This is a genomic window from Micromonospora sp. U56, from assembly GCF_018070095.1.
Taxonomy (GTDB): domain Bacteria; phylum Actinomycetota; class Actinomycetes; order Mycobacteriales; family Micromonosporaceae; genus Micromonospora; species Micromonospora purpureochromogenes.
Genome location: NZ_JAGPYL010000085.1, coordinates 1 through 22,895, shown reverse-complemented (window position 1 = coordinate 22,895; position 22,895 = coordinate 1). Strand labels below are relative to the sequence as shown.

General features: G+C 72.7%; 22 protein-coding genes and 1 pseudogene. 4 read left to right on the top strand and 19 right to left on the bottom strand.

Annotated elements, in window-relative coordinates:
* Positions 1-241 precede the first annotated feature (241 nt).
* The 8 genes and pseudogenes from KBX37_RS24320 to KBX37_RS24285 all read right to left on the bottom strand — a co-directional run.
* A pseudogene (locus tag KBX37_RS24320) lies at positions 242-1,435 on the bottom strand (acyltransferase); the annotation flags it as partial.
* Between the two features lie 159 nt (positions 1,436-1,594).
* Positions 1,595-2,491, bottom strand: a complete 897-nt coding sequence (gene era / locus KBX37_RS24315) for a GTPase Era (protein ID WP_210778222.1) — start codon at positions 2,489-2,491, stop codon at positions 1,595-1,597.
* The gene (locus KBX37_RS24310) at positions 2,488-2,874 is read right to left on the bottom strand and encodes a cytidine deaminase (RefSeq protein ID WP_210778221.1); all 387 of its coding nucleotides are present in this window, start codon (positions 2,872-2,874) and stop codon (positions 2,488-2,490) included. The genes era and KBX37_RS24310 overlap by 4 nt, the downstream gene beginning before the upstream one ends.
* The gene (locus KBX37_RS24305; RefSeq protein WP_210778232.1) at positions 2,867-4,273 is read right to left on the bottom strand and encodes a hemolysin family protein; all 1,407 of its coding nucleotides are present in this window, start codon (positions 4,271-4,273) and stop codon (positions 2,867-2,869) included. The genes KBX37_RS24310 and KBX37_RS24305 overlap by 8 nt, the downstream gene beginning before the upstream one ends.
* A complete protein-coding gene (gene ybeY, locus KBX37_RS24300) occupies positions 4,249-4,722 on the bottom strand; it encodes an rRNA maturation RNase YbeY (RefSeq protein ID WP_210778220.1) in 474 nt (157 codons plus the stop codon). Before ybeY ends, KBX37_RS24305 begins: the two co-directional genes overlap by 25 nt.
* 15 nt (positions 4,723-4,737) lie before the next feature.
* Positions 4,738-5,796 (bottom strand): PhoH family protein, encoded by a 1,059-nt coding sequence (locus KBX37_RS24295; RefSeq protein WP_210778219.1) that lies wholly within the window; start codon positions 5,794-5,796, stop codon positions 4,738-4,740.
* Positions 5,797-6,002: 206 nt separating this feature from the next.
* Positions 6,003-7,376 (bottom strand): serine hydrolase, encoded by a 1,374-nt coding sequence (locus tag KBX37_RS24290; protein WP_210778218.1) that lies wholly within the window; start codon positions 7,374-7,376, stop codon positions 6,003-6,005.
* Positions 7,373-7,732, bottom strand: coding sequence for a histidine triad nucleotide-binding protein (locus KBX37_RS24285; RefSeq protein ID WP_210778217.1), 360 nt, complete (start codon positions 7,730-7,732; stop codon positions 7,373-7,375). Before KBX37_RS24285 ends, KBX37_RS24290 begins: the two co-directional genes overlap by 4 nt.
* A 46-nt stretch (positions 7,733-7,778) precedes the next feature.
* On the opposite strand from KBX37_RS24285, the gene KBX37_RS24280 reads away from it, so the two are divergent.
* Positions 7,779-8,540, top strand: coding sequence for an SDR family NAD(P)-dependent oxidoreductase (locus KBX37_RS24280; RefSeq protein WP_210778216.1), 762 nt, complete (start codon positions 7,779-7,781; stop codon positions 8,538-8,540).
* 161 nt (positions 8,541-8,701) lie between these two features.
* Here the strand turns inward: KBX37_RS24280 and KBX37_RS24275 are convergent, their stop codons facing one another.
* From KBX37_RS24275 to hrcA, 3 genes are all read right to left on the bottom strand, one after another.
* A complete protein-coding gene (locus KBX37_RS24275; RefSeq protein ID WP_210778215.1) occupies positions 8,702-9,436 on the bottom strand; it encodes a 16S rRNA (uracil(1498)-N(3))-methyltransferase in 735 nt (244 codons plus the stop codon).
* Between the two features lies 1 nt (position 9,437).
* Positions 9,438-10,580: a molecular chaperone DnaJ gene (gene dnaJ / locus KBX37_RS24270; protein ID WP_210778231.1), complete on the bottom strand. Its 1,143-nt coding sequence runs from the start codon at positions 10,578-10,580 to the stop codon at positions 9,438-9,440.
* Between the two features lie 76 nt (positions 10,581-10,656).
* Positions 10,657-11,679, bottom strand: a complete 1,023-nt coding sequence (gene hrcA / locus KBX37_RS24265) for a heat-inducible transcriptional repressor HrcA (RefSeq protein ID WP_210778214.1) — start codon at positions 11,677-11,679, stop codon at positions 10,657-10,659.
* A 234-nt stretch (positions 11,680-11,913) separates the two neighbouring features.
* On the opposite strand from hrcA, the gene KBX37_RS24260 reads away from it, so the two are divergent.
* Complete coding sequence (locus KBX37_RS24260) at positions 11,914-12,549, top strand: DUF4870 domain-containing protein (RefSeq protein ID WP_210778213.1); 636 nt, start codon at positions 11,914-11,916, stop codon at positions 12,547-12,549.
* A gap of 34 nt (positions 12,550-12,583) precedes the next feature.
* Here the strand turns inward: KBX37_RS24260 and hemW are convergent, their stop codons facing one another.
* Positions 12,584-13,807: a radical SAM family heme chaperone HemW gene (gene hemW / locus KBX37_RS24255; RefSeq protein ID WP_210778230.1), complete on the bottom strand. Its 1,224-nt coding sequence runs from the start codon at positions 13,805-13,807 to the stop codon at positions 12,584-12,586.
* A 19-nt stretch (positions 13,808-13,826) separates the two neighbouring features.
* Here hemW and KBX37_RS24250 point away from each other — a divergent pair, with 19 nt between their 5' ends.
* Both KBX37_RS24250 and KBX37_RS24245 read left to right on the top strand, forming a co-directional pair.
* A complete protein-coding gene (locus KBX37_RS24250; protein WP_210778212.1) occupies positions 13,827-14,636 on the top strand; it encodes an enoyl-CoA hydratase-related protein in 810 nt (269 codons plus the stop codon).
* Between the two features lie 107 nt (positions 14,637-14,743).
* On the top strand, positions 14,744-15,607 hold the full coding sequence (locus KBX37_RS24245) for a hypothetical protein (protein WP_210778229.1): 864 nt from the start codon (positions 14,744-14,746) through the stop codon (positions 15,605-15,607).
* 63 nt (positions 15,608-15,670) lie between these two features.
* On the opposite strand, the gene KBX37_RS24240 is transcribed toward KBX37_RS24245, so the two are convergent.
* The 7 genes from KBX37_RS24240 to lepA all read right to left on the bottom strand — a co-directional run bounded on the left by KBX37_RS24240 (position 15,671) and on the right by lepA (position 22,696).
* Positions 15,671-16,315, bottom strand: a complete 645-nt coding sequence (locus tag KBX37_RS24240; RefSeq protein ID WP_210778211.1) for an MOSC domain-containing protein — start codon at positions 16,313-16,315, stop codon at positions 15,671-15,673.
* Between the two features lie 102 nt (positions 16,316-16,417).
* On the bottom strand, positions 16,418-17,251 hold the full coding sequence (locus KBX37_RS24235) for a carbohydrate ABC transporter permease (protein WP_210778228.1): 834 nt from the start codon (positions 17,249-17,251) through the stop codon (positions 16,418-16,420).
* Between the two features lie 11 nt (positions 17,252-17,262).
* Positions 17,263-18,249, bottom strand: coding sequence for a carbohydrate ABC transporter permease (locus KBX37_RS24230; protein WP_210778210.1), 987 nt, complete (start codon positions 18,247-18,249; stop codon positions 17,263-17,265).
* Positions 18,246-19,535, bottom strand: coding sequence for a sugar ABC transporter substrate-binding protein (locus KBX37_RS24225; protein ID WP_210778209.1), 1,290 nt, complete (start codon positions 19,533-19,535; stop codon positions 18,246-18,248). Before KBX37_RS24225 ends, KBX37_RS24230 begins: the two co-directional genes overlap by 4 nt.
* 196 nt (positions 19,536-19,731) lie before the next feature.
* Positions 19,732-20,019: a GlsB/YeaQ/YmgE family stress response membrane protein gene (locus KBX37_RS24220; RefSeq protein WP_210778208.1), complete on the bottom strand. Its 288-nt coding sequence runs from the start codon at positions 20,017-20,019 to the stop codon at positions 19,732-19,734.
* A 216-nt stretch (positions 20,020-20,235) separates the two neighbouring features.
* Positions 20,236-20,523 (bottom strand): GlsB/YeaQ/YmgE family stress response membrane protein, encoded by a 288-nt coding sequence (locus tag KBX37_RS24215; protein WP_210778207.1) that lies wholly within the window; start codon positions 20,521-20,523, stop codon positions 20,236-20,238.
* 295 nt (positions 20,524-20,818) lie between these two features.
* A complete protein-coding gene (lepA, locus tag KBX37_RS24210; RefSeq protein WP_210778206.1) occupies positions 20,819-22,696 on the bottom strand; it encodes a translation elongation factor 4 in 1,878 nt (625 codons plus the stop codon).
* Between the last annotated feature and the right edge of the window lie 199 nt (positions 22,697-22,895).

The following is a 22,895-nucleotide window of genomic DNA, read 5'->3' as shown; positions in this document are numbered from 1 at the left end:
CCAGCTCGGCCACCCGGGGGGCGGGGACCACGGCCCGGCCGGCGGCGCCGACCGGCGACCGCTCGCGTCGCTTGCCGCCGGGCCCGGTGGTCGGCCGTGCGGCCGTACCCGCCGGGCCGGCCGGCACGCCGAGCGTCCGGACCGGGCGGGCCGGCGTCCGGGGGCCGGCCGGCGCGGGGCTCACCGGCACGGCGGGTACGCCCCGGTCGGCGGCCACCGGCGCCGAGCCCAGCGGCACGGGTACACCCCGGCGCGCGGCCACCGGCGCCGAGCCCAGCGGCACGGGTACACCCCGGCGCGCGGCCACCGGCGCCGGGCACACCGGCCCGGCGGGCTCCTGGCGATCGTCGCCGTCACCGGGACAGGGGCCGACCGCTCGCGGCGCAAGGGCACCGGCCGTCGCCCGGACAGCGCGGGCCGGCCGGGGCGCACGCCGCCGCCCTCCCGGCACCAGCTCGGGCCGGCGCCGGGCGGCCACGTCCTCCACCCAGCCGACCAGCAGGGTCACCACCCCGACCAGGGCGAGGACCAGCACCACCCGGATTGCCAGGCCGAACGGGTCCTCGTGCGACCAGCCGACCAGGTCGACCAGCGGGGTGAGCAGCACCACGAACGGCATGTGCCAGAGGTAGACGGTCAGCGCCCGGCGGTTGAGCACGGTGACCGCCCGGCTGAACAGCCGGCTGCGCTCGATCCAGTGCGCCGTGGCCGGGGCCCGGCCCAACAGGACCAGGATGAACGCCGCGGACCAGAGCGCGTTGCCCAGGTCGATGTCGTTGAGGTCGAAGCCACGCGGCCCGGGATGGGTGACGATCCAGGCGGCCCCGGCGCCCGCCAGCGCCAGCGCGGTCGGCAGCAGCACCCGGTTGGCGAGCCGGCGCAGCAGGCCGTCGTGGTGGGCGAAGCCCAGCAGCCAGGCGCCGAAGTAGACGCCGAACTCGCGCAGCGGGACCGGCGCGGCGGGCAGCAGGCCCAGCTCGATCACCAGCAGCAGCGCGTACGGCAGGGCCAGGGTGGCGACCGGCGCCCGGCGGAACAGCCACCGGGCGACCGGTGAGGCCAGCAGGAACCAGAGGTAGTCGCGCAGGTACCAGATGGGGCTCAACGCCAGCGCGCCCCAGTGGTTTGCCGGCGGGTCGGCGACCGGGAAGAGCCAGAGCAGCACCTTCGGGCCCGGCGGCAGGCCGGTCATCAACATGGCGGGCACGAGGACGACCGCGACCACCCAGAGCGAGGGCAGCAGGCGACGCAACCGGCGCAGCAGCGCGGCCGTGCCGGAGCGGTCCAGCGAGGCGGCCATCAGCGACCCGGCCAGGGCGAACATCACCGCCATCGCCGGGAAGACGAGGGTCAGCGACGCCCAGCCGGTGACGTGGTAGACCACGACCCGGATGATGGCCAGGAAGCGGAGCAGGTCCAGGTATCGGTTGCGCATCAGCCTGCATCTATGTCGGGGGCGGCGGAGCAGAAACGCTCCCTACCCTCCGACCTCACCCCGCCAAACGGCCGTCACCCCCGGGCGGACGTGAACCTTCCCATACCGCCGCCGGACCGGTGACCGACCGGACATCGCCGGTCACCGCCCGCGGTGCGGTCAGAAGCCGAGCTTGCGCAGCTGCTTCGGGTCCCGCTGCCAGTCCTTGGCCACCCGTACGTGCAGGTCCAGGTAGACCCGGCTGCCCAGCAACTCCTCGATCTGCTTGCGGGCCGCCGTGCCGACCGCCTTCAGCCGGCTGGCCCGGTGACCGATCACGATCGCCTTCTGGCTGGGCCGCTCGACGTAGACGTCGGCGAAGATCTTCATGACCTGGCCCTCGGGGATCATCTCCTCGACGACGACCGCGATCGAGTGCGGCAGTTCGTCCCGGACCCCCTCCAGCGCCGCCTCCCGGATCAGCTCGGCGACCATCACCTGCTCGGGGTCGTCGGTGAGCATGTCGTCCGGGTAGAGCTGCGGCGACGGCGGCAGGTACTTGGTCATCACGTCGACCAGCGTGTCCACCTGGTGCCCGGAGACCGCGCTGACCGGCACCACCTCGGCGAACTCGCCCAGCTGGCTGACCGCCAGCAGCTGCTCGGCGAGGCGCTTCTTGTCGACCAGGTCGGTCTTGGTCACCACGGCCAGCACGGTGGCCTTCAGCTCGGCCAGCTCACCGGTGATGAACCGGTCGCCCCGGCCGATCGGCTCGTCCGCCGGGATGCAGAGGCCGATCACGTCGACCTCGCTCCAGGTCGAGCGGACCAGGTCGTTGAGGCGTTCGCCGAGCAGCGTCCGGGGGCGGTGCAGGCCGGGGGTGTCGACCAGCACGAGCTGCGAGTCCGGACGGTGCAGCACGGCCCGGATGATGTGCCGGGTGGTCTGCGGCTTGTTGGAGGTGATCGCGATCTTCTGGCCGACGATCGCGTTGGTCAGCGTCGACTTGCCCGCGTTGGGCCGCCCGACGAAACAGGCGAACCCGGCCCGGTACGGACGCTCCTCGGTGCCGGTCACTCGACCACCGTGCCGAGGACCGTGCCGTCCGGCGCCGCGACGTGGATCGGCGCGTCGGCGGAGAGGTCGCGCACGGCGGCGTGCCCCGCCCCGTCCAGCGTCGACGCCTCGGTCACCACCACGGCCGCCTCCAGCCGGCTCGCGCCCGCCGCCACGGCGGAGGCCACAGCGAGCTGGAGCGCGGTGATGGTCAGCGAGGGCAGCGAGACGCTCGCCGCAGCGTACGTCCGACCGTCCTGGTCCCGCACCGCCGCGCCCTCGACGGCCGCGACCCGGCCCCGGGCGCCCCGCGCCAGGACGACCAGCTTGCCGTCCTCGGCGCTCAGTTCGGCCGGGTCGGACGGGGTGGGCCGGGCGGCCGGTACGACGGGTGACTCAGGCATCGGCGGGTTGCCTCTCCTCGGTTCTGGTCTGGTTGTTGCGGGTCTCGGCCTGCTCGCCGCGCCCCGCACCGTCCGGCGCGTCACTCGGTTCGACCCGGCTGACCAGCACGGTGTCTATCCGGTTGCGCCGCCCGGTGGTGCCCTCGGCGATCAGCCGCAGCCCGGCCACCTCGGCGCGGGCGCCGGGGATCGGCACCCGGCCCAGGGACTGGGCCAGCAGGCCGCCGACGGTCTCCACCTCGTCGGTGGGCAGTTCGGTGTCGAACAGCTCGCCCAGGTTCTCCACCGGGAGCCGGGCGGTGACCCGCACCGCGCCGTCCTCCAGGTGTTCCACCGGCGGGCGTTCGACATCGTACTCGTCGGTGATCTCGCCGACGATCTCCTCCAGGATGTCCTCGATCGTCACCAGGCCGCCGGTGCCGCCGTACTCGTCGACGACGATGACCAGGTGGTTGCGGGCGGCCTGCATCTCCGAGAGCAGGTCGTCGACCGGCTTGGACTCGGGCACGAAGGTCGCCGGCCGCATCAGCTCGGAGACCGGGCTCTGGTGGGCCCGCAGGTCGCCGCCCCGGGTGCGCCGGATGAGGTCCTTGAGGTAGAGCACGCCGAGCACGTCGTCGACGCTCTCGCCGATGACCGGGATGCGGGAGAAGCCGGAGCGCAGGAAGAGCGCCAGCGCCTGGGAGAGCGTCTTGCCCTCCTCTATCCAGACCATCTCCGTGCGGGGCACCATCACCTCGCGGGCGATGGTGTCGCCGAGCGCGAAGACCGAGTGGATCATCTGCCGCTCGCCGTGCTCCACGACGCCGCGCTGCTCGGCCAGGTCGACCAGCTCGCGCAGCTCCACCTGGCTGGCGAACGGCCCCTCCCGGAAGCCGCGCCCCGGGGTGACCGCGTTGCCGATCAGGATCAGCAGCGAGGCGAGCGGGTTCAGCGCCCGCCCCAGCCAGCGGACCAGCGGCGCCACCGCCCGGCCCACCGCGTACGCGTGCTGCCGGCCGATGGTGCGCGGGGCCACCCCGACCGCGACGAAGCTGACCACGGTCATCGCGCCGGCGGTGATCAGCGCCGCCCGCCAGCCCGCGCCGAAGGTGTCCACCGCGACGAGGGCGACCAGCGTGGTGGCGGTCAGCTCGGCCAGCAGCCGGAGCAGCAGCAACAGGTTGAGGTGGCGGACCACGTCGCCGGCGACGGCCTGGAGGGTCCGCGCGCCGCGCGCCCCGTCCCGGGCCAGCTCGGCGGCCCGGGCCGGGGAGACGGCGGCGAGCGCCGCCTCGGTCATCGCGATCAGACCGGCGAGCACCACCAGCCCCGCCGCGAAGAAGATGAGCTGGAGGTCGGGTAGGCCGGCGGCGGCCGCCGCCTGGGTGGTCATCACCGGGTCCGGGTCGACCGCCAGCTGGCCAGCAGTCGGGCCTGGAGCGTGAACATCTCCCGCTCCTCCTCCGGCTCGGCGTGGTCGTACCCGAGCAGGTGCAGCACGCCGTGCACGGTGAGCAGGTGCAGCTCGTCGGCGGTGGTGTGGCCGGCGGTGGCGGCCTGCTTGGCCGCCACCTCCGGGCAGAGCACGATGTCGCCGAGCAGGGCCGGCTCACCGCCGGCCGGGGCGCTCTCCCCCGGACCGTGGTCGACGCTGCCCTCGTCCATCGGGAAGGCGAGCACGTCGGTCGGCCCGTCCCCACCCATCCAGCGGTGGTTCAGCTCGGTCATGTACTCGATGTCGACCAGCAGCACGGAGAGCTCGGCGAGGGGGTTGACCCCCATCTCGTCGAGGGCGTGCCGGGCGACGGCGAGCACGGCGTCGGTGTCGACGACGACACCTGACTCGTTCGCGATCTCGATGGACAACTGTCTTCCTCTGGGTTAGCGGCGCCGGCCGGCCCGGCCGCCCTGGGCGGTCCGCCCCGGCACGGCGTGCACGCTCTGCGCCTGCTGGTTCTCCCGCTCGGCGTCCCAGCGGGCGTACGCGTCGACGATCTCGCCGACCAGCTTGTGCCGGACCACGTCCGAGCTGGAGAGCTGGGCGAAGTGCACGTCCTCGACGTTCTCCAGGATCTCTCGGACCACCCGCAGGCCGCTGGTCGTACCGCCGGGGAGGTCCACCTGGGTGACGTCACCGGTCACCACGATCTTGGAGTTGAAGCCGAGTCGGGTGAGGAACATCTTCATCTGCTCGGGCGTGGTGTTCTGCGCCTCGTCCAGGATGATGAACGCGTCGTTGAGGGTCCGGCCCCGCATGTACGCCAGCGGCGCGACCTCGATCGTGCCGGCGGCCATCAGCTTGGGGATGGACTCCGGGTCGAGCATGTCGTGCAGCGCGTCGTAGAGCGGCCGCAGGTACGGGTCGATCTTCTCGTTGAGGGTGCCGGGCAGGAAGCCCAGCCGCTCCCCCGCCTCGACCGCCGGCCGGGTCAGGATGATCCGGTTGACCTGCTTCGCCTGGAGCGCCTGGACGGCCTTCGCCATGGCGAGGTAGGTCTTTCCGGTGCCGGCGGGGCCGATGCCGAAGACGATGGTGTGCGAGTCGATCGCGTCGACGTAGCGCTTCTGCCCGAGCGTCTTGGGGCGGATGGTGCGCCCGCGCCGGGAGAGGATGTTGAGGGTGAGGACCTCGGCGGGCCGCTCCGCGCTGCCCTGCTCGAGCATGCCGACGGTACGCCGGACGGCGTCAGTGGTCAGGGTCTCGCCTTTCTCGATCAGTTCGAGCAGCTCGCTGAAGAGGCGCTCGGCGAGGGCGTTGTCCGCGGGGGCACCGGTGATGGTGATCTCGTTGCCGCGCACGTGCACGTCACTGTCGACCGAGCGTTCGACGAGGCGCAGGATCTCGTCGGCCGCGCCGAGCAGGTTGACCATGATCTTGGAATCGGGAACGGTGATCCTGGTCTGCACCCGGGGCGGGCCGGGAGGTGGGGTGCCGGTCATAAATCGGGCCGTCGGGCCCTGCGCCACCTGCTTCCGATCTCGGGCGCCGGCCCTGCTGGCGCGGCGTGCGGACGTTACACCCATCGTATCCGCTCAACCCCGACGGCACCGCGTCCATTTCCGCCCGCCTCCGGGGCGGGCGCAGGGTGGGCGATACCTCCGGGCGGCACCCACACCACGCACCCGCGCCCAGGGCGGGGGTCGGGTCAGCCGGCGCGGAAGTCGTACCGGTCGAAGGCCTCCTGACGGCGGGTGAAGCGGTAGGTCGCCCAGTGCATCCGGACCACCGTGCCGTGCTCGTCCCGGGTCAGCCGCAGCAGCTCGCCGACCTCCCGCCCGGCGACCGTCCGGAAGACGTCCGGAGCGTCCGGCAGCGGCGCGAAGACCGCCGGGGGCTTCCCCGCCGGGTCGTCGGCGCCCCGGGCGCGCAGCGCGCCGTCGTGCCAGCTGAAGACGTATTCGAAGCCCTCGCCCCACCAGCGGCCCAGCATCCCGCGCAGCGGCCCGGGGGCGGGTTCGCCCGGCCGCCACGGAGTGACGTCCGCCGGGTCGTGCTCGGCGGACGCGGCGAGCAGCCGGTGCGGCAGGTCGAAGACCTCCGCCGCGGTGCCGGAGGAGCCGAGCACCGCGCAGCCCATCGCGCCGGCCGTGCCGTCGCCGCCGCGCCGGCCGTAGACCGCGGCGAGGAAGCCCGGCATCGCGCCGTCGTGCCCCACGTGCACCACCCGGTCGGGGTACGGCACCAGGATCAGGCCGAGCCCGAAACCGGCCGCCCAGAGCGTCTCGTCGGTGGTGGTCAGCGGCCAGCGCATCTCGTCCAGCGAGGCCGCGGCGAGCACCGCCCCGGCCGGGTCCAGCGCCACCGGGTCGGCCAGGAAGGCCGCCCACCGGGCCATGTCGGTCGCGGTGCTCCAGAGCTGGGCGGCCGGGGCGATCGCACCGAAGTCGGTCGGCGGCTCCGGGTGCGCCTCGTCGGAGTAGGCGTCGACCAGAAACCCGGTGGCCGCCGCCGGCCCCGGCGTGACCGAGGTGGCGGCCAGGCCCAGTGGGGTCAGCACCCGCTCGGTGAGCACCTCTGACCAGGAGCTGCCGCGCAGCTCGCCGACCAGCCGGCCGAGCAGCGCCATGCCCAGGTTGGAGTAGTGGTAGCGGCGACCGGTCGGCAGCACCCGCTCGGCCCGGGCCAGCTCGGCGACGAGTTCGTCCGCGCCGGGGGCGCGCAGCGTGTCCCAGACGTCACCGTACGGCTCGCGTTGCAGGCCGGCGGTGTGCGACAGCAGCCGGCGTACGGTCAGCTCGCCGTGCGCCGGCAGCGCCAGGTGACGGCCGATCGGGTCGTCCAGGTCGAGCAGGCCGTCGTCGCGGCACTGCATCACCAGCACCGAGGTGAAGGTCTTGGTCACCGAGCCGATCCGGAACCGGGTGCCCGGGCCGAGGTCGGCGTCGGTGCCGGTGCCGCCGACCTCGCAGGTCCACAGCGGCCGGTCGGCGCGGTGCAGGGCCGCCGCCAGGGCCGGCACCCGGGCCTGCGCCTGCACCCGGCGCACCATCCGGGCCAGCCGGTCGGGGCCAGCCGTCACGCGACGTTCCGGGCCAGCATCGGGCCGAGCGGCGCGCCGCCGAGCAGGTGCGCGTGCACGTGGAAGAGCTCTTGGCCGCCGTACGCGCCGGTGTTGAACATCAGCCGGAAGCCGTCCCCGAGCAGCCCCTCGTCCTCCGCCACCGCGGCCGCCGTGGCGAGCAGGTCGCCGGCGAGCTTCGGGTCGCCCTGTGCCAGCGTGGCGACGTCGGCGTAGTGCTCCTTCGGGATGACCAGCACGTGCACCGGCGCCTTCGGGTCGAGGTCGCGGAAGGCGAGGGTGGTGTCGGTTTCCCGGACGATGGTGGCCGGGATCTCCCCGGCGGCGATGCGGCAGAACAGGCAGTCGGATCCCATCGGGGCATGGTAAGGCGTGCCGAGCGGCTCGGGCATGATGTGCCGCGTGACTTCACGAGCGGTACTGGTGACGGGGGCGTCGCGCGGCATCGGCCGCGCGGTGGCGCGGGCGTTCGCGGCGGCCGGGGACCGGGTGGCGATCCACCACCGGGACTCGGCCGAGCTGGCCGAGGCGCTCCGCGCCGAGCTGCCCGGCGACGGCCACGTGGTGGTCCGCGCGGACCTCACCGACCCGGCGGCGGTACGGGCCATGGTGGACGACGCCGCCGCCCGGCTCGGGGGGCTCGACGTGCTGGTCAACAACGCCGGCGTGTACGGCGAGCGGGACGCCCCGCACCCGGTCTTCGGCGCCTCGTACGAGCAGTGGCAGCGGCAGTGGCGGCGGGTGCTGGAGACCAACCTGACCGGGGCGGGCAACGTCACCTGGTGCGCTGCCCAGCACATGCGGGAGCGCGGTGGCCGGGTGGTGAACGTGTCGTCGCGGGGCGCGTTCCGGGGCGAGCCGGACCAGCCCGCGTACGGCGCCAGCAAGGCCGGCCTGAACGCGCTCGGGCAGTCCCTCGCCGTCGCGCTCGCCCCGTACGGCATCGCGGTCGCCACGGTCGCCCCGGGCTTCGTGGCGACCGACATGACCACGGAGCACCTGACCGGCGAGCAGGGCGACGCGATCCGGGCGCAGAGCCCGTTCGGCCGGGTGGCCCGCCCCGAGGAGATCGCCGCCGCCGTGCACTGGCTGGCCAGCCCCGAGGCGCAGTGGGCCTCCGGCACCATCGTCGACCTCAACGGCGCCTCCTACCTGCGTACCTGACGCCGGCCGGCCCCCGCCACACCTCAGGATCCACGCAGTTTCACTGAATGAGTGCCTATCCGGCGCGGAATAGCCACTCATTCAGTGAAAGTGCCCGCGGCCGGGCCCGGCGCGGGGCGGCCCGGCGTGCGGCCCAGCCCGGGGCGGGGTGGGGTGGGGGTTTACCAGCGGGAGAGGCGGGTGGCGAGGACGCTCAGGGCGGCCACCCCGGCGGTGGAGGTGCGCAGCACCGACGGACCGAGCCGCACCGGGCGGGCGCCGGCGTCGGCGAAGGCGGTCAACTCGACCGGGGCGATGCCGCCCTCCGGGCCGACCACCAGCACGATCTCGCCGGTCTGCGGCAGCTCGGCGGTGCTCAGCCGCTCCTCGGCCTCCTCGTGCAGCACGAACGCGGCACCGGCGCCGGCGATCCGCCGCACCACGGTCCCGGTGGACTCGTCCGGAGCTCCGGCCACCACCGGCAGCCAGGGCCGGCGGGCCTGCTTGGCCGCCTCCCGGGCGGTCGCCACCCACTTGTCCCGGGCCCGTACGCCCCGGTCGCCGCGCCACTGGGTCACCGAGCGGGACGCCGCCCAGGGCACGATCTCGTCCACTCCGACCTCGGTCATCGCCTGCACGGCCAGTTCGCCCCGGTCTCCCTTGGCGATGCCCTGCACCACGACGATCCGGGGGACCGGCGCGTCGGCGTACCCCCGGGAGGTGACCCGCACGTCGAGGGTGCCCCGGCCGACGGCGGTGACCACGGCGGCGGCCGTGCCGCCCCGGCCGTCGGCCAGCAGCAGCTCCTCGCCGACGCGCAGCCGCTGCACGGTGGCCGCGTGGTGGCCCTCCGGGCCGTCCAGGGTCAGCGTGTCGCCGGTGGGCAGCGCCTCGACCAGGAACAGCGGCGCGGACACCTCAGGCGTGCCCGTTGAAGGCGTCGCGCATCCGGGAGAAGAAGCCGCCCTGCTTGGTCAGCTCGGCGACCTCCTCGCCCCGGGTCTTGGCGAAGTCGCGCAGCATCTTCTCCTGGTCGGCGTCGAGCTTCGTCGGCGTCCGCACGTCGAGGTGGACGTAGAGGTCGCCCCGGCCGGTGCCGCGCAGGTGCGGCACACCCCGGGCCCGCAGCCGCAGCGTGCTGCCCGGCTGGGTGCCGGCCTTGACGTCGACCGTCTCCTCGCTGTCCAGCGTCTTGATGGTCAGCCGGGTGCCGAGCGCGGCGGCGGTCATCGGCACGGTGACCCGGCAGTGCAGGTCGTCGCCCTTGCGGGAGTACACGTCGTGCGGCCGCTCGTGGATCTCCACGTAGAGGTCCCCGGCGGTGCCGCCGCCCGGGCCCACCTCACCCTGCTGGGCGAGCCGGATCCGCATGCCGTCCTCGACCCCGGCGGGGATCTTGACGGTCAGCGAGCGCCGGGTGCGCACCCGGCCGTCGCCGGCGCAGGTCGGGCAGGGATGCGGGATGGTGGTGCCGTACCCCTGGCAGACGGTGCAGGGGCGGGCGGAGACCACCTGGCCGAGGAAGGTGCGCTGCACCGACTGCACCTCGCCCCGGCCACCGCACGCCTCGCAGGTGGCCAGGTGGGTGCCGGCGGCGGTGCCGGCGCCGGCGCAGGTGGTACAGAGCACCGCGGTGTCGACCGTGATCGGCGCCTCGACGCCGAACGCGGTCTCGTGCAGGTCCAGCTCCAGCCGCAGGATCGCGTCGGCGCCCGGCCGGGTACGCGGTCGCGGCCCCCGGGCGCCACCCGCGGCGCCGCCGAAGAACGCGTCCATGATGTCCTGGAAGCCGACGAACGGGCCCGCGCCGCCGGGACCGCCCGGCCCCGCGCCGCCGCCACCCGGGGCGAGCGGGTCGCCACCCAGGTCGACGATCTGCCGTTTCCGGTCGTCCGAGAGGACCTCGTACGCGGCGTTGATGTCCTTGAACTTCTCCTGGGCCTCCGGGTCCGGATTGACGTCCGGGTGGAACTGCCGCGCCAGCTTGCGGTAGGCGCGCTTGATCTCGTCGTCGGAGGCTTCCCGGCTCACGCCGAGAATGCCGTAGTAGTCCCTGGCCACTGCGTTCGGTGTCCTCATGTTCGTCTCGCGTTGCGCCGGTCGTCGGCCGGGGCCGGGTGCCGGCCCCTGCCCTGGATCAGTTCTGGGCCAGCAGTTCGCCCACGTAGCGTGCCACGGCCCTCACCGTGGCGATGGTGCCGGGGTAGTCCATCCGGGTGGGGCCCAACACGCCCAGCCCGCCGAGCGCGGTCGCCCCCGGCCCGTAGCCGGTGCTGACCACGGAGGCGGCCCGCAGGTTGTCGATCTCGTTCTCGTCGCCGATCAGCACCCGGGTGGTGGTCGACTCGGCCTCGCCGATCAGCTTGAGCATCACCACCTCCTCCTCCAGCGCCTCCAGGATGGGCCGCAGCGAGCCCTGGAAGTCGAGCAGGCCGCCCCGGGTGAGGTTCGCGGTGCCGGCGAGCGCGATGCGCTCCTCGTGCCGTTCGACCAGGGTCTCCAGCAGCACCGTGGAGAGCGTGGTCATCGCCCCGCGCAGGTGCGGCGCGGACTCGTCGACCAGCGCCTGGACCAGCGGCGGGGTCTCCGACAGCCGGCTGCCCACCAGCTTCTCGTTGACCAGCCGGCGCAGGTCGGTGACGTGGTCGGCGGGGATCGGCGCGGGCAGCTCCACCAGCCGCTGCTCGACCCGGCCGGTGTCGGCGATCATGACCAGCATCAGCCGGGTGGTGGAGATCGGCACCAGCTCCAGGTGGCGCACCGAGGAGCGGGCCAGCGACGGGTACTGCACCACGGCGACCTGCCGGGTCAGCTGGGCCAGCAGCCGCACGGTGCGGTGCACCACGTCGTCCAGGTCGACGGCGCCGACCAGGAAGCGCTCGATCGCCCGGCGCTCGGCCGGGCTCAGCGGCTTGACCCGGGACAGCCGGTCGACGAAGAGGCGGTAGCCACGGTCGGTGGGCACCCGGCCGGCACTGGTGTGCGGCTGCCGGATGTAGCCCTCCTCCTCCAGCACGGCCATGTCGTTGCGCACCGTGGCCGGCGAGACGCCGAGCTGGTGCCGCTCGACCAGGGCCTTGCTGCCGACCGGCTCCTGGGTGGCGACGTAGTCCTCGACGATCGCGCGCAGCACGGCGAGCTTGCGGTCGTCGAGACCCATCTCCCCACCTCCTGACGCACGTCGGCCCGGAGCGGCTGAGGCGCCCCGGGCGAGCGCACTGGCACTCGACTGTAGCGAGTGCCAGTCTACGTCGGCGTCCCCGCTGACGCGATGATCAGCGACGGACCACGGGTGCGCCCCGCCACCCGGACGGAGCGCCAGGGCCGATCATCCGGACATCCGGGGCGGTGTCGCTCTGGTGAGGGCTTGCCGGCAACCCCTACCGTGACGTCCATGACTGAACCACCTCGCCCTCCCGGAGCGGGGGACCCCGGCGACCGCCCGGACCCGACCGCCCCGTCCGGCTCGTCGTACGAGCCGCCCACCGCACCACTGTCCGGGGCACCCGGGGCGGGCGGCTATCCCCCGCCCGGTGGCTATCCGCCACCCACCGGTGACCAACCGCCGGCGGGCGGCTACCCACCGCCGGGTGGTTACGCCGCGCCGGGCGTCGGCTATCCGACCGCCGGCGGCTACGGCGCTCCCGGCGGCGGCTACGGCGCCCCGGGCGGCGGCTACGCCACCGACGACGACAGGACCTGGTCGCTGATCGCGCACTTCGGCGGCCCGGTCGGCGTGATCGTCGGCGGCAGCCTGCTCGGCTGGGTGGCGCCGCTGATCGCGCTCTCCGCCAAGGGCCAGCAGTCCCCGACCGTGCGGGCGCACGCCACGGCCTCGCTGAACTTCCAGATCACCTGGGCGATCGCCAACGTCATCGGCTTCGTCCTGGCTATCGTCACCTGCGGGGTGCTCTTCTTCATCCCGATCCTGACCGCTCTGGTGCCGATCATCTTCGGCATCATCGGCGGGGTGAAGGCCACCGAGGGCGTCGTCTACCGCTACCCGGCGAGCTACGCCTTCAAGAAGTGACCGGTCCCGGCCGGCCCACCCGGGCCGGCCGGGATCAGGGCAGCAGGTCGCGGACCACGGCGTCGGCCAGCAGCCGACCGCGCAGGGTGAGCACCGCCCGCCCCGCCGCGTGCCCCGCGGGGTCCAGCAGGCCGTCGGCCAGCGCCCGCTCGGCACCCGCCCGACCCGCCGGGTCGAGGGCGTCCAGCGGCAGGCCGGAGGCGAGCCGCAGCCGGAGCATGACGTCCTCCATGTGCGCCTCGCCAGCGGTCAGCACCTCCCGGGCCAGGCCGGGTGACTCCCCGGCGGCCAGGCGCTTCGCGTACGCGGTGGGGTGCTTGACGTTCCACCAGCGCACCCCGCCGACGTGGCTGTGCGCCCCCGGGCCGAGGCCCCACCAGTCCGCGCCGGTCCAGTAGAGCAGGTTGTGCCGGCACCGGGCCGCCTCGGAGCGGGCCCAGTTGGAGACCTCGTACCAGGAGAAGCCGGCCGCGCCGAGGGCGGCCTCCGCCGCCAGGTACCGGTCCGCCGCCACGTCGTCCGACGGGTACGGCAGCTCGCCGCGCCGCATCCGGGCGGCGAGCCGGGTGCCGTCCTCCACGATCAGGGCGTACGCGCTGACGTGGTCCACCCCGGCGGCGACCACCTGCTCGAGGGAGGCGGCGAAGTCCGCCGCGCTCTCCCCCGGCGTGCCGTAGATCAGGTCCAGGTTGACGTGGTCGAACCCGGCGTCGCGGGCCTCCAGCGCGGCGGCGACCGCCCGGCCGGCGCTGTGCCGGCGATCGAGGATCGCCAGCACCCCGGGTGCGGCGGACTGCATGCCCAGGGAGATCCGGGTGTAGCCGGCCGCGCGCAGGGTGCGCAGCGACTCCGGCGTCACCGACTCCGGGTTGGCCTCGGTGGTCACCTCGGCGTCGGCGGCCAGCCCCCAGGTGCGGTCGATGCCGTCCAGGATGCGGGCCAGGTCGTCGGCGGGGAGCAGGGTCGGCGTGCCACCGCCGACGAAGACGGTGTCCACCCGGGGCGGCGGGGTGTCGCCGAGGACCCGGGCCGCCAGCGCCAGCTCGGCCAGCACGGTGTCGGCGTACGACTCCCGGTCGGCGCCGCCACCGAGTTCGGCCGAGGTGTAGGTGTTGAAGTCGCAGTAGCCGCAGCGGCTGGCACAGAACGGCACGTGGACGTACACGCCGAAGCCGCGCGCGCCGACCGCGTTCAGGGCGGTGGCGGGCAGCGACCCGTCGACGGGGACGGTCTCGCCTTCTGGAAGGACGCCGGGCATGGCCACTAGTGTGCCCGGCATGACCTCTCCCGACCGCCTCGTGCGGGTCACCACGGCCAGTGGGGTGACCACCCTCACCCTGGACAGCCCGCACAACCGCAACGCGCTCTCCACGCCACTGATGACCGAGCTGCTGGCCGGGATCGCCGCGGCGGTCGCCGACGCCGCCGTCCGGGTGATCGTGCTGGACCACACCGGGCCGGTCTTCTGCTCCGGCGCGGACCTGAAGCAGACGGCCGCCGCGTACGCCAGCGGGAGCGTGCCGGCCGGGATGCTCGGCGACGTGCTGGCGGCGGTCTGGGAGTGCCCGAAGCCGGTGCTGGCGAAGGTGGCCGGGCCGGCGCGGGCCGGCGGGCTGGGCCTGATCGCGGCGGCCGACCTGGCGGTCTGCGCCGAGGAGGCGACGTTCGCCTTCACCGAGGTGCGGATCGGGGTGATCCCGGCGGTCATCTCCGCCACGGTGCTGCCCCGGCTGCACCCGCGCGCGGCGGCCGAGCTGTACCTGACCGGGGACACCTTCGACGGCCGGCGGGCCGCCGAGATCGGCCTGGTGACCGCGGCGGTGCCGGCGGACGGGCTGGACGCGGCGGTGGAGCGCTACTGCGCCTCGCTGGTGCGCGGCGCGCCGGGGGCGCTGGCCGGGGCGAAGGGCCTGCTGCGCCGCCCGGCCCCCACCGACCTGCGCGGCGAGATCGCCGAGCTGTCCGCCCTCTCCACCGGCTACTTCCTCTCCGACGAGGGCCGCGAGGGCGTGCTCGCCTTCCGCGAGAAACGATTGGCTCGATGGGTGGCCGCTCTGGACGGTGGTCCGGCAGACGGGGCCCGGTAGCACCGGTTCGGGGTGCTTTCTTCCTTTGCTCCCGAAAACGTGAACCGGTCGGCCGACCCGGCTCGCCTTTTCGGGCACGTACGCTGGGGATGACCGTGAAACAGGAGGTGCGGGTGCGAAGTCGGGCAATTGTCGCAGTCGGTGTCGTCTTCGCGGTCGTCGCTCTCCTCGGGGTCTGGGTCGTCGTCCGTCAGCTCGGCGGCCAGCTCCGGCTCCCCGTGGCGAGCCGCAGCTGCACCGTCCAGGCCGACGGCACGGTGCTGCTCGACGCCGACCAGATGGCGAACGCGGCGACGATCGCGGCGATCGGCATCCAGCGGCAGATGCCCGAGCGGGCGGTGGTGGTCGCGCTGGCCACCGCGTACCAGGAGTCGGGCCTGCGCAACCTCTCCGGCGGCGACCGGGACTCGATCGGCCTGTTCCAGCAGCGGCCGAGCCAGGGCTGGGGCACCCCGCAGCAGATCCGCGACCAGCGGTACGCGGCCAACCGCTTCTACGCCGCGCTGAAGAAGGTGCGCGGCTGGGAGGAGATGCGGGTCACCGACGCGGCCCAGGCGGTCCAGCGGTCGGCCTTCCCGACGGCGTACCAGAAGTGGGCGGACGAGTCCGAGGTGCTGACCCGCGCCCTGCTCGGCGAGGCGACCGGCGCGGTGGCCTGCACGGTGAGCCGGACGCCGGTCATGCGGGGCGAGGCGGCCGCGGCGGCGCTGACCCGCGGCCTGACCCTGGACTGGGGGCTGCCGGGCACCGGCACGGCGGCCGCGCTGAGCGGGCTCACCGTGCCCGCCGCCGACCGTCGCGACGGCTGGCGGTACGCCCACTGGCTGGTGTCGCACGCGCCCGACCACGGGGTGAAGCGGGTCCGCTTCGCCGGCCTGGAGTGGACCGCCGAGGACGGCACCTGGGCCAAGATCTCCGACGGCCGCCCGGCCGACGGCCAGGTGCTGGCGGAGGTCTTCGCCGAGGGGTGACCCTGGTGCCTCGCGGCCGGGCCAGGACGCCGGCCTACCGGTGTCGCCCGGCCCGAGACCCGGTCAGGAGCGGCTGCCGGCCACCCGGCGACGGACCTTCTCCAGGACCGGCTCCGGCAGCTCGGCGGCGTCCAGCAGCCGGGGCAGCAGCTCCGGTTCGAGGTTCATCGCCCGGAACACCTCGCCGATGGTGACCCCGTGCGCGGGCCGGTCCACCACCTCGACCGGGTCGCCCGCGCCGATCTCGCCCTCGCGCAGCACCCGCAGGTACGCCCCGGGCGCCGCCCGCACCGTGAACCGCTTGATCAGGTCGGGTACGCCCCAGAACCCGGCGAAGGTGGTGCAGGGGGTGCGCGGCTTGGTCACCTGGAGCACGGCCGAGCCGATCGCCCACAGCTCGCCGATGACCGCCCCGGTCACGTCCACCGCCGAGGTGGTCAGGTTCTCGCCGAACCCGCCGGGCGGGACGGTGCGCCCCAGCTCCGCCGACCACCACTCGGCGTCCTCCCCCGCGTACGCGTAGACCGCCTGGTCGGGGCCGCCGTGGTGGGCCCGCTCGCCGATGAAGTCCCCGGCCACCCCGTCGGCGCGCAGCAGCACCGGACCGTCCACCGGTCGCTTGTCGATGCCGCTGCGGCCGCTCGGGTCGCCCGCCCACTCCGCCTCGGTCACCACGCCGAGGTTCACCGCCGCCAGCCTGCCCGTCATGGCGCAGAGCCTAGCCGTGGACGCCGGGTCCGGGGCACCCGCCGATCCGCCGTCAGGTCAGCCCTTGACGGCGCCGGCCGGGCCCTCGACAGGGCGCGGGGGTCAGCCCTTGACGGCGCCGGCGACCAGCCCGGAGACCATCCGGCGCTGCACCAGCAGGAAGAAGACGATCACCGGCAGGGTGAACAGCGTCGAGGCGGCCATCACGGACCCCCACGCGGTGTCGTCCCGGCCGAAGAAGAAGGTCATCGCCACCGGCAGGGTGTACTTGTCCTGGTCGTTGACGAAGGTCAACGCGAAGATCAGCTCGTTCCAGGCGGTGATGAAGGAGAAGATGCTGGTCGCGACCAGGCCCGGCGCCACCAGCGGGAAGAGGATCCGGCGGAAGGTCTGGGCCCGGCTGGCCCCGTCGATCGCCGCGGCCTCCTCCAGCTCCTTGGGCACCGCGGCCACGAAGCCGCGCAGCATCCAGACCGCGAACGGCAGCGAGAAGCCGAGGTAGGTCAGGATCAGGCTGGGCAGGGTGTTGTAGAGACCGAGCCGCTGGATCATCAGGAACAGCGGGATGACCAGCGCCTCCAGCGGGATCATCTGCACCACCAGCAGCATGATCAGGAAGCTGGTCCGGAGCGTGAAGCGGAACCGGGCCACCGCGGTGGCCGCGAGCAGCGCGACCAGGCCGCTGAGCAGCACCGTGCTCACCGCCACCAGAGCGCTGTTGAGGAAGAAGTCGGCGAACGTCACGCCCGGGATCAGGTTGCCGGTGAGGATCTCCCGGTAGTGCTCCAGGGTCGGTTCGGCCGGCACCGGCCGGGGCGTCGACGAGAAGATCTCCCGGTTGGGCTTCAGCGACGTGGCGACCATCCAGTAGACGGGGAAGGCGGCGAAGAGCGCCACCAGCAGACCCGCGCCGTTGAGGGCGACCCGCTTCACCATCGCGCCGCGCCTCACGCGTCCTCCTCCTGCTTGAGCACCATGCGGACGTAGAGACCGGTCACCACCAGCAGGATCAGGGTGAGGATGACCGCGATCGCGGAGCCCACGCCGTACTTGGGCGGCGGCGAGAAGGCCTCGGCGTACGAGTAGATGGAGAGCATGAACGTCGGCCGGTCCTGGGTGCCGCCGGCCAGCACGAACTGCTGGGTGAAGACCTTGAAGTCCCAGATGGTGCTGAGCACGATCAGGATCCCGAAAACCGGCCGCAGCAACGGGAAGGTGATCTTCCAGAACACCTTCCACGGCCCGGCCCCGTCGACCCGGGCCGCCTCGTGCAGCTCGCTCGGCACGCTCTTGAGCCCGGCGAGCACGCTCACCGCGATGAACGGGAACGAGTGCCAGACCACCACCAGGGTGAGGATGGCGAAGAAGAGCAGCGGGGAGTTGAACCAGCCGTACCCGGTCCAGTCGCTGCGGCCGAAGAGCGTGGTCGACAGCCCGTCGGGCAGCTTGTTGAACAGCCAGGTGACCAGCCCGCTGGTGTCGTCGAAGATCCACTTCCAGACGATGGTGCCGGTCAGCGCCGGGGTGGCCCAGGCGAGCATGACGCAGCTCGCCACGAAGGTGGCCATCCGCCGGCCGAGCCGGTTGAGCAGCAGCCCGACCAGGGTGCCGAGGACCATCGTCAGCACCACGTTCGCGGCGGCGAAGAGCACCGTGTTGCGCAGCACCGTACGGAAGAACGGGTCGCCCAGGATCTGGGTGTAGTTGCCCAGTCCCACCCACGGCCACTCGCGGTCGCCGCGCAGCTGCCGGACGCTGTCCAGCTTGTAGAACGACATCGCCACCACCTGGCCGAGCGGCCAGAGCAGCAGCACCCCGATGACCACCAGGCAGGGCAGCAGGAGCAGGTACGGCAGGCGGTCCACGCGGGGCCGCCGCCGTGCGGAGGTCTTCCGCCCGGCGGCAGTCCCGGTGTTCTTGGTCAGTAAGCTCACTTGGCGTTGAGAATGCTTTCCATCTCGGCGGCGGCGTCGGCGGTGGCCTGCTCGACCGTCTTCTGGCCCTTCATGACCGAGCTGTTCATCGCCTGGGTCACCGTCTTGGTGCGGCTGACCTCCACCCACTTCGGGGTCAGCGGGGTGACCTTCGTGTTCTGCATGGTGGTGGCGAACGCGGCCATGATCTTGTCGTTGGCGTACTCGCCGCCGCTGACCAGGTCGGAGTAGACCGGGAAGAAGTTCAGGCTGCTGGCGAAGGTCTTCGCGTTCTTCTTGTTCAGCAGGACGGTGAGGTAGTCCCACGCCAGGTCCTGCTTCTTGCTGTCCTTCCAGAGGGCGACGTCCGAGCCGCCGGCGAACGCCGGGGCCGGCTTGCCGTCCGGGCCGGGGATCGGGAAGGTGCCCCAGACCTTCTCGATGTCGGGGTTGTCCTTCTTGATGGCGCCGCCCTGCCAGCTACCGCCGAAGGCCATCGCCGCCTTGCCGGTGGCGAACTGGGTGCGGGCGTCGATCTCGTTCCAGCCGGCGGCGGCCGGCGGGGCGACCTTGTGCACGGTGACCAGGTCGGTCCAGAACTTGACCGCCTTCTGCGCCTCGGGGGTGGTGTAACCGGACTTCCAGGTGCCGCCCTGGTTGGTGGCGATCTCGCCGCCGGCGCCCCAGAGGAAAGAGTAGAAGGGCAGCTCGGAGTTGCCCGGCAGCGCGATGCCGTAGGTGCCCGGCTTCTTGGCCTGCACGGCCTTGGCGGTGGCGACCAGCTCGTCCCAGTTGGTCGGCGTCTTCACGCCGGCCTCGGCGAACCAGTCGGTGCGGTAGTAGACGCCGCGGACGCCGGCGTACCACGGGACGCCGTACTGCTTGCCGTCGAGCTGGGCGTTCTTCACCAGGTCGGGCAGGATGTCCTTGCTCTCCGCCCAGCCGGACATCTTCCCGGTGACGTCGGCGAGCGCCTCCTGGGCCGCCCAGCCCTGGGTCTCGGTGTTGCCCAGCTCGGTGACGTCCGGCCCCTCACCGCCGGCGAGCGCCGCCTGGAACTTCTTCGGCGCCTCCAGCCAGGGGATGTACTGGACGACCACGTCGGTGTCGGGGTGCTTCTGCCGGAACTCGGTCTCGACGCCGTCGAGGAACTTCGTCTGGGCGTCGCTGCCCTCGCCCATCATCCAGACCGTGAGCTTGCTCTTGTCGGCCGCTTCGTCGTCGCCGGAGCCCCCGCAACCGGCGAGCACCATCGCGGCCGAGGCCACGACGGCGGTGACCGGGGCCAGCCGCTTCCACCTGTTCACGCCACTTCTCCCTCGCGCCGTCTGGCAGTAACCTTCTCTGCCGCACCCTAGTAGGAAAAATTCCTTTACGACAGGGGCGGGTTGCGGGCGAGGCGACGGTACCGCAGCCGGCGGGTCGGGGAGCAGACCCGTTGCGGGTACGCGGACGGGCGCCCGACCTCAGGGTCGGGCGCCCGTCGAAGAGCGTTGTCGCTGCTTACCGGTGGGTGACGCTGCGGCGGCGACCCACGCCGGCCACCAGGGCCACGGCGATGGCGGCCAGCACGACCTGCACCAGCAGTTCCATCCAGTCGATGCCGGCGGTCTCGGTGGCGATGCCCATGGCCCGCGCCAGCACGGTGCCCAGCAGGGCGGCGCCGACACCGATCAGCATGTGCAGCCAGATCGGCATGTTCTGCCGGCCCGGCACGACCAGGCGGCCCAGCGCGCCGACGATGAGACCGACGACGATGGCGGTGATGATGCCCCAGACGGTGAGCTCCACGACCGTCCTCCTTCGGTAGGTATGACACACGATGTGTGATTCTTGGCGTGATCGATAGGTTCCCGACCCCGCGATTTCCCAAACCGACTCCGGGGACGATCTGGTCGAGACTCGCCCTGACCTGCGCTTTCGTCGCAGCCGTCGCTGGGAGCGGACGCGAGCGGGCGCCCGCCCCCGAGGGGTACGGGCGCCCGCTGAGCGTGCGTTGCGCTGGATCTACCGGTGGGTGACGCTGCGGCGACGACCCACGCCGGCCACCAGGGCCACGGCGATGGCGGCCAGCACGACCTGCACCAGCAGTTCCATCCAGTCGATGCCGGCGGTCTCCGTCGCGATGCCCATGGCGCGCGCCAGCACGGTGCCCAGCAGGGCCGCGCCGATACCGATCAGCATGTGCAGCCAGATCGGCATGTTCTGACGGCCCGGCACGACCAGGCGGCCAAGAGCGCCGACGATGAGACCAACAACGATCGCGGTGATGATGCCCCAAACGGTGAGCTCCACGGTCGCCCTCCTTCTCAAGATTGAGTCACACGGTGTGTGTGGTTCCTGTCGTGACCGCTAGATTCCCGACCGTCCGAAAATCCAAACCGACTCAGCGAAACGGCTGTCGCGCCCGGTCGATACGCAACCCCCGCGTCGATTGCCGCGCGGCACGGCAAACCCGCAGCTCAGGCCGCATGTGCCGACACCGGGCGGGGCCGCGGCGGCCACCGGAAATTTCCCGGATACGGCCCGGCGGCACGCACGCGAAACGGCCGGCACCCCCGCAGGAGGATGCCGGCCGTCAGCCGTCGCGCTACTTCTTGCCGGGTGCCTTGGCGTCGCCGGAGTCGGAGGAGAGGGCGGCGATGAAGGCCTCCTGGGGGACCTCCACCCGGCCGACCATCTTCATCCGCTTCTTGCCTTCCTTCTGCTTCTCCAGCAGCTTGCGCTTCCGGCTGATGTCACCGCCGTAGCACTTGGCGAGCACGTCCTTGCGGATCGCCCGGATGGTCTCCCGCGCGATCACCCGGCTACCGATGGCGGCCTGGATCGGCACCTCGAACTGCTGGCGCGGGATCAGGTTGCGCAGCTTGGCCGCGATGGTGACCCCGTAGTTGTACGCCTTGTCCTTGTGCACGATCGCGCTGAACGCGTCCACCGGCTCGCCGTGCAGCAGGATGTCGACCTTGACCAGATCGGACGCCTGCTCACCGGAGGGCTCGTAGTCCAACGAGGCGTAGCCCTTGGTGCGGCTCTTCAACTGGTCGAAGAAGTCGAAGATGATCTCCGCGAGGGGCAGCGTGTAGCGCAGCTCCACCCGGTCGGCGGAGAGGTAGTCCATGCCGAGCAGGCTGCCCCGGCGGCCCTGGCAGAGCTCCATCACCGCGCCCACGTAGTCGTTCGGGGTCAGCACGGTGGCGCGCACGACCGGCTCGTACACCTCGGCGATCTTGCCGGTGGGGTACTCGCTCGGGTTGGTCACCACGATCTCCTGGCCGTCCTCGGTGATGGCCCGGTAGACCACGTTCGGCGCGGTGGAGATCAGGTCGAGGTTGTACTCCCGCTCCAGCCGCTCCTGGATGATCTCCATGTGCAGCAGGCCGAGGAAGCCGCAACGGAAGCCGAAGCCGAGCGCCCCCGAGGTCTCCGGCTCGTAGTCGAGCGCGGCGTCGTTGAGCTTGAGCTTGTCGAGCGCCTCACGCAGGTTGGGGTAGTCCGAGCCGTCGATCGGGTAGAGGCCCGAGTAGACCATCGGCTTCGGGTCCTTGTAGCCACCCAGGGCCTCGGTCGCCGGCCGCGAGTTGATGGTGACCGTGTCACCGACCCGGGACTGCCGGACGTCCTTCACACCGGTGATCAGGTAACCCACCTCGCCGACGCCCAGGGCGTCGGCCTTCACCATCTCCGGCGAGATGACGCCGATCTCCAGCAGCTCGTGCACCGCCGCGGTGGACATCATCTTGATCCGGTCGCGGGCGCTGATCCGCCCGTCGATCACCCGAACGTAGGTGACCACGCCCCGGTAGACGTCGTACACCGAGTCGAAGATCATCGCCCGGGCGGGCGCCTCGGCGTTGCCGACCGGCGGCTTGAACTGCCGGACGATCTCGTCGAGCAGGTACGGCACGCCCTCGCCGGTCTTGCCGGAGACCTTGATGCAGTCCGCCGGGTCGCCACCGATCAGGTGGGCCAGCTCCTCGGCGTACTTCTCCGGCTGGGCGGCCGGCAGGTCGATCTTGTTGAGCACCGGGATGACGTGCAGGTCGTTCTCGAGCGCCAGGTAGAGGTTGGCCAGCGTCTGCGCCTCGATGCCCTGCGCGGCGTCGACCAGCAGGACGGCGCCCTCGCAGGCGGCCAGCGAGCGGGACACCTCGTAGGTGAAGTCGACGTGGCCCGGGGTGTCGATCATGTTGAGCACGGCCTGCTCGCCGGCCCGGTCGCCCTCCCGGATGGTCCACGGCATGCGGACGGCCTGGCTCTTGATGGTGATGCCGCGCTCGCGCTCGATGTCCATCCGGTCGAGGTACTGCGCGCGCATCTGCCGGGGGTCGACCACGCCGGTGAGCTGCAACATCCGGTCGGCCAGGGTCGACTTCCCGTGGTCGATGTGGGCGATGATGCAGAAGTTCCGGATGCGCGCCGGGTCGGTGGAACCAGGAGCGTTCGCGCCGGGATCGAGCTTCGGTGGCACAGCGGTCCGTTCTGGTCGGCTGACGTGAGCGGGCCGGCGCGCCGCCGGCCCCCTCTATGCTCCCACGTCGCTCCGGACGCGGTCCGATCACACCTGGGTGCCGCAGCTCACCGCCGGGCGGCCCACCCCCGGCCTTCCCCGGCCGGGCCGGCTCACTCCTCCCAATGCCCGCCCGGCCCGAGCCGGCCCTCAACCCGGC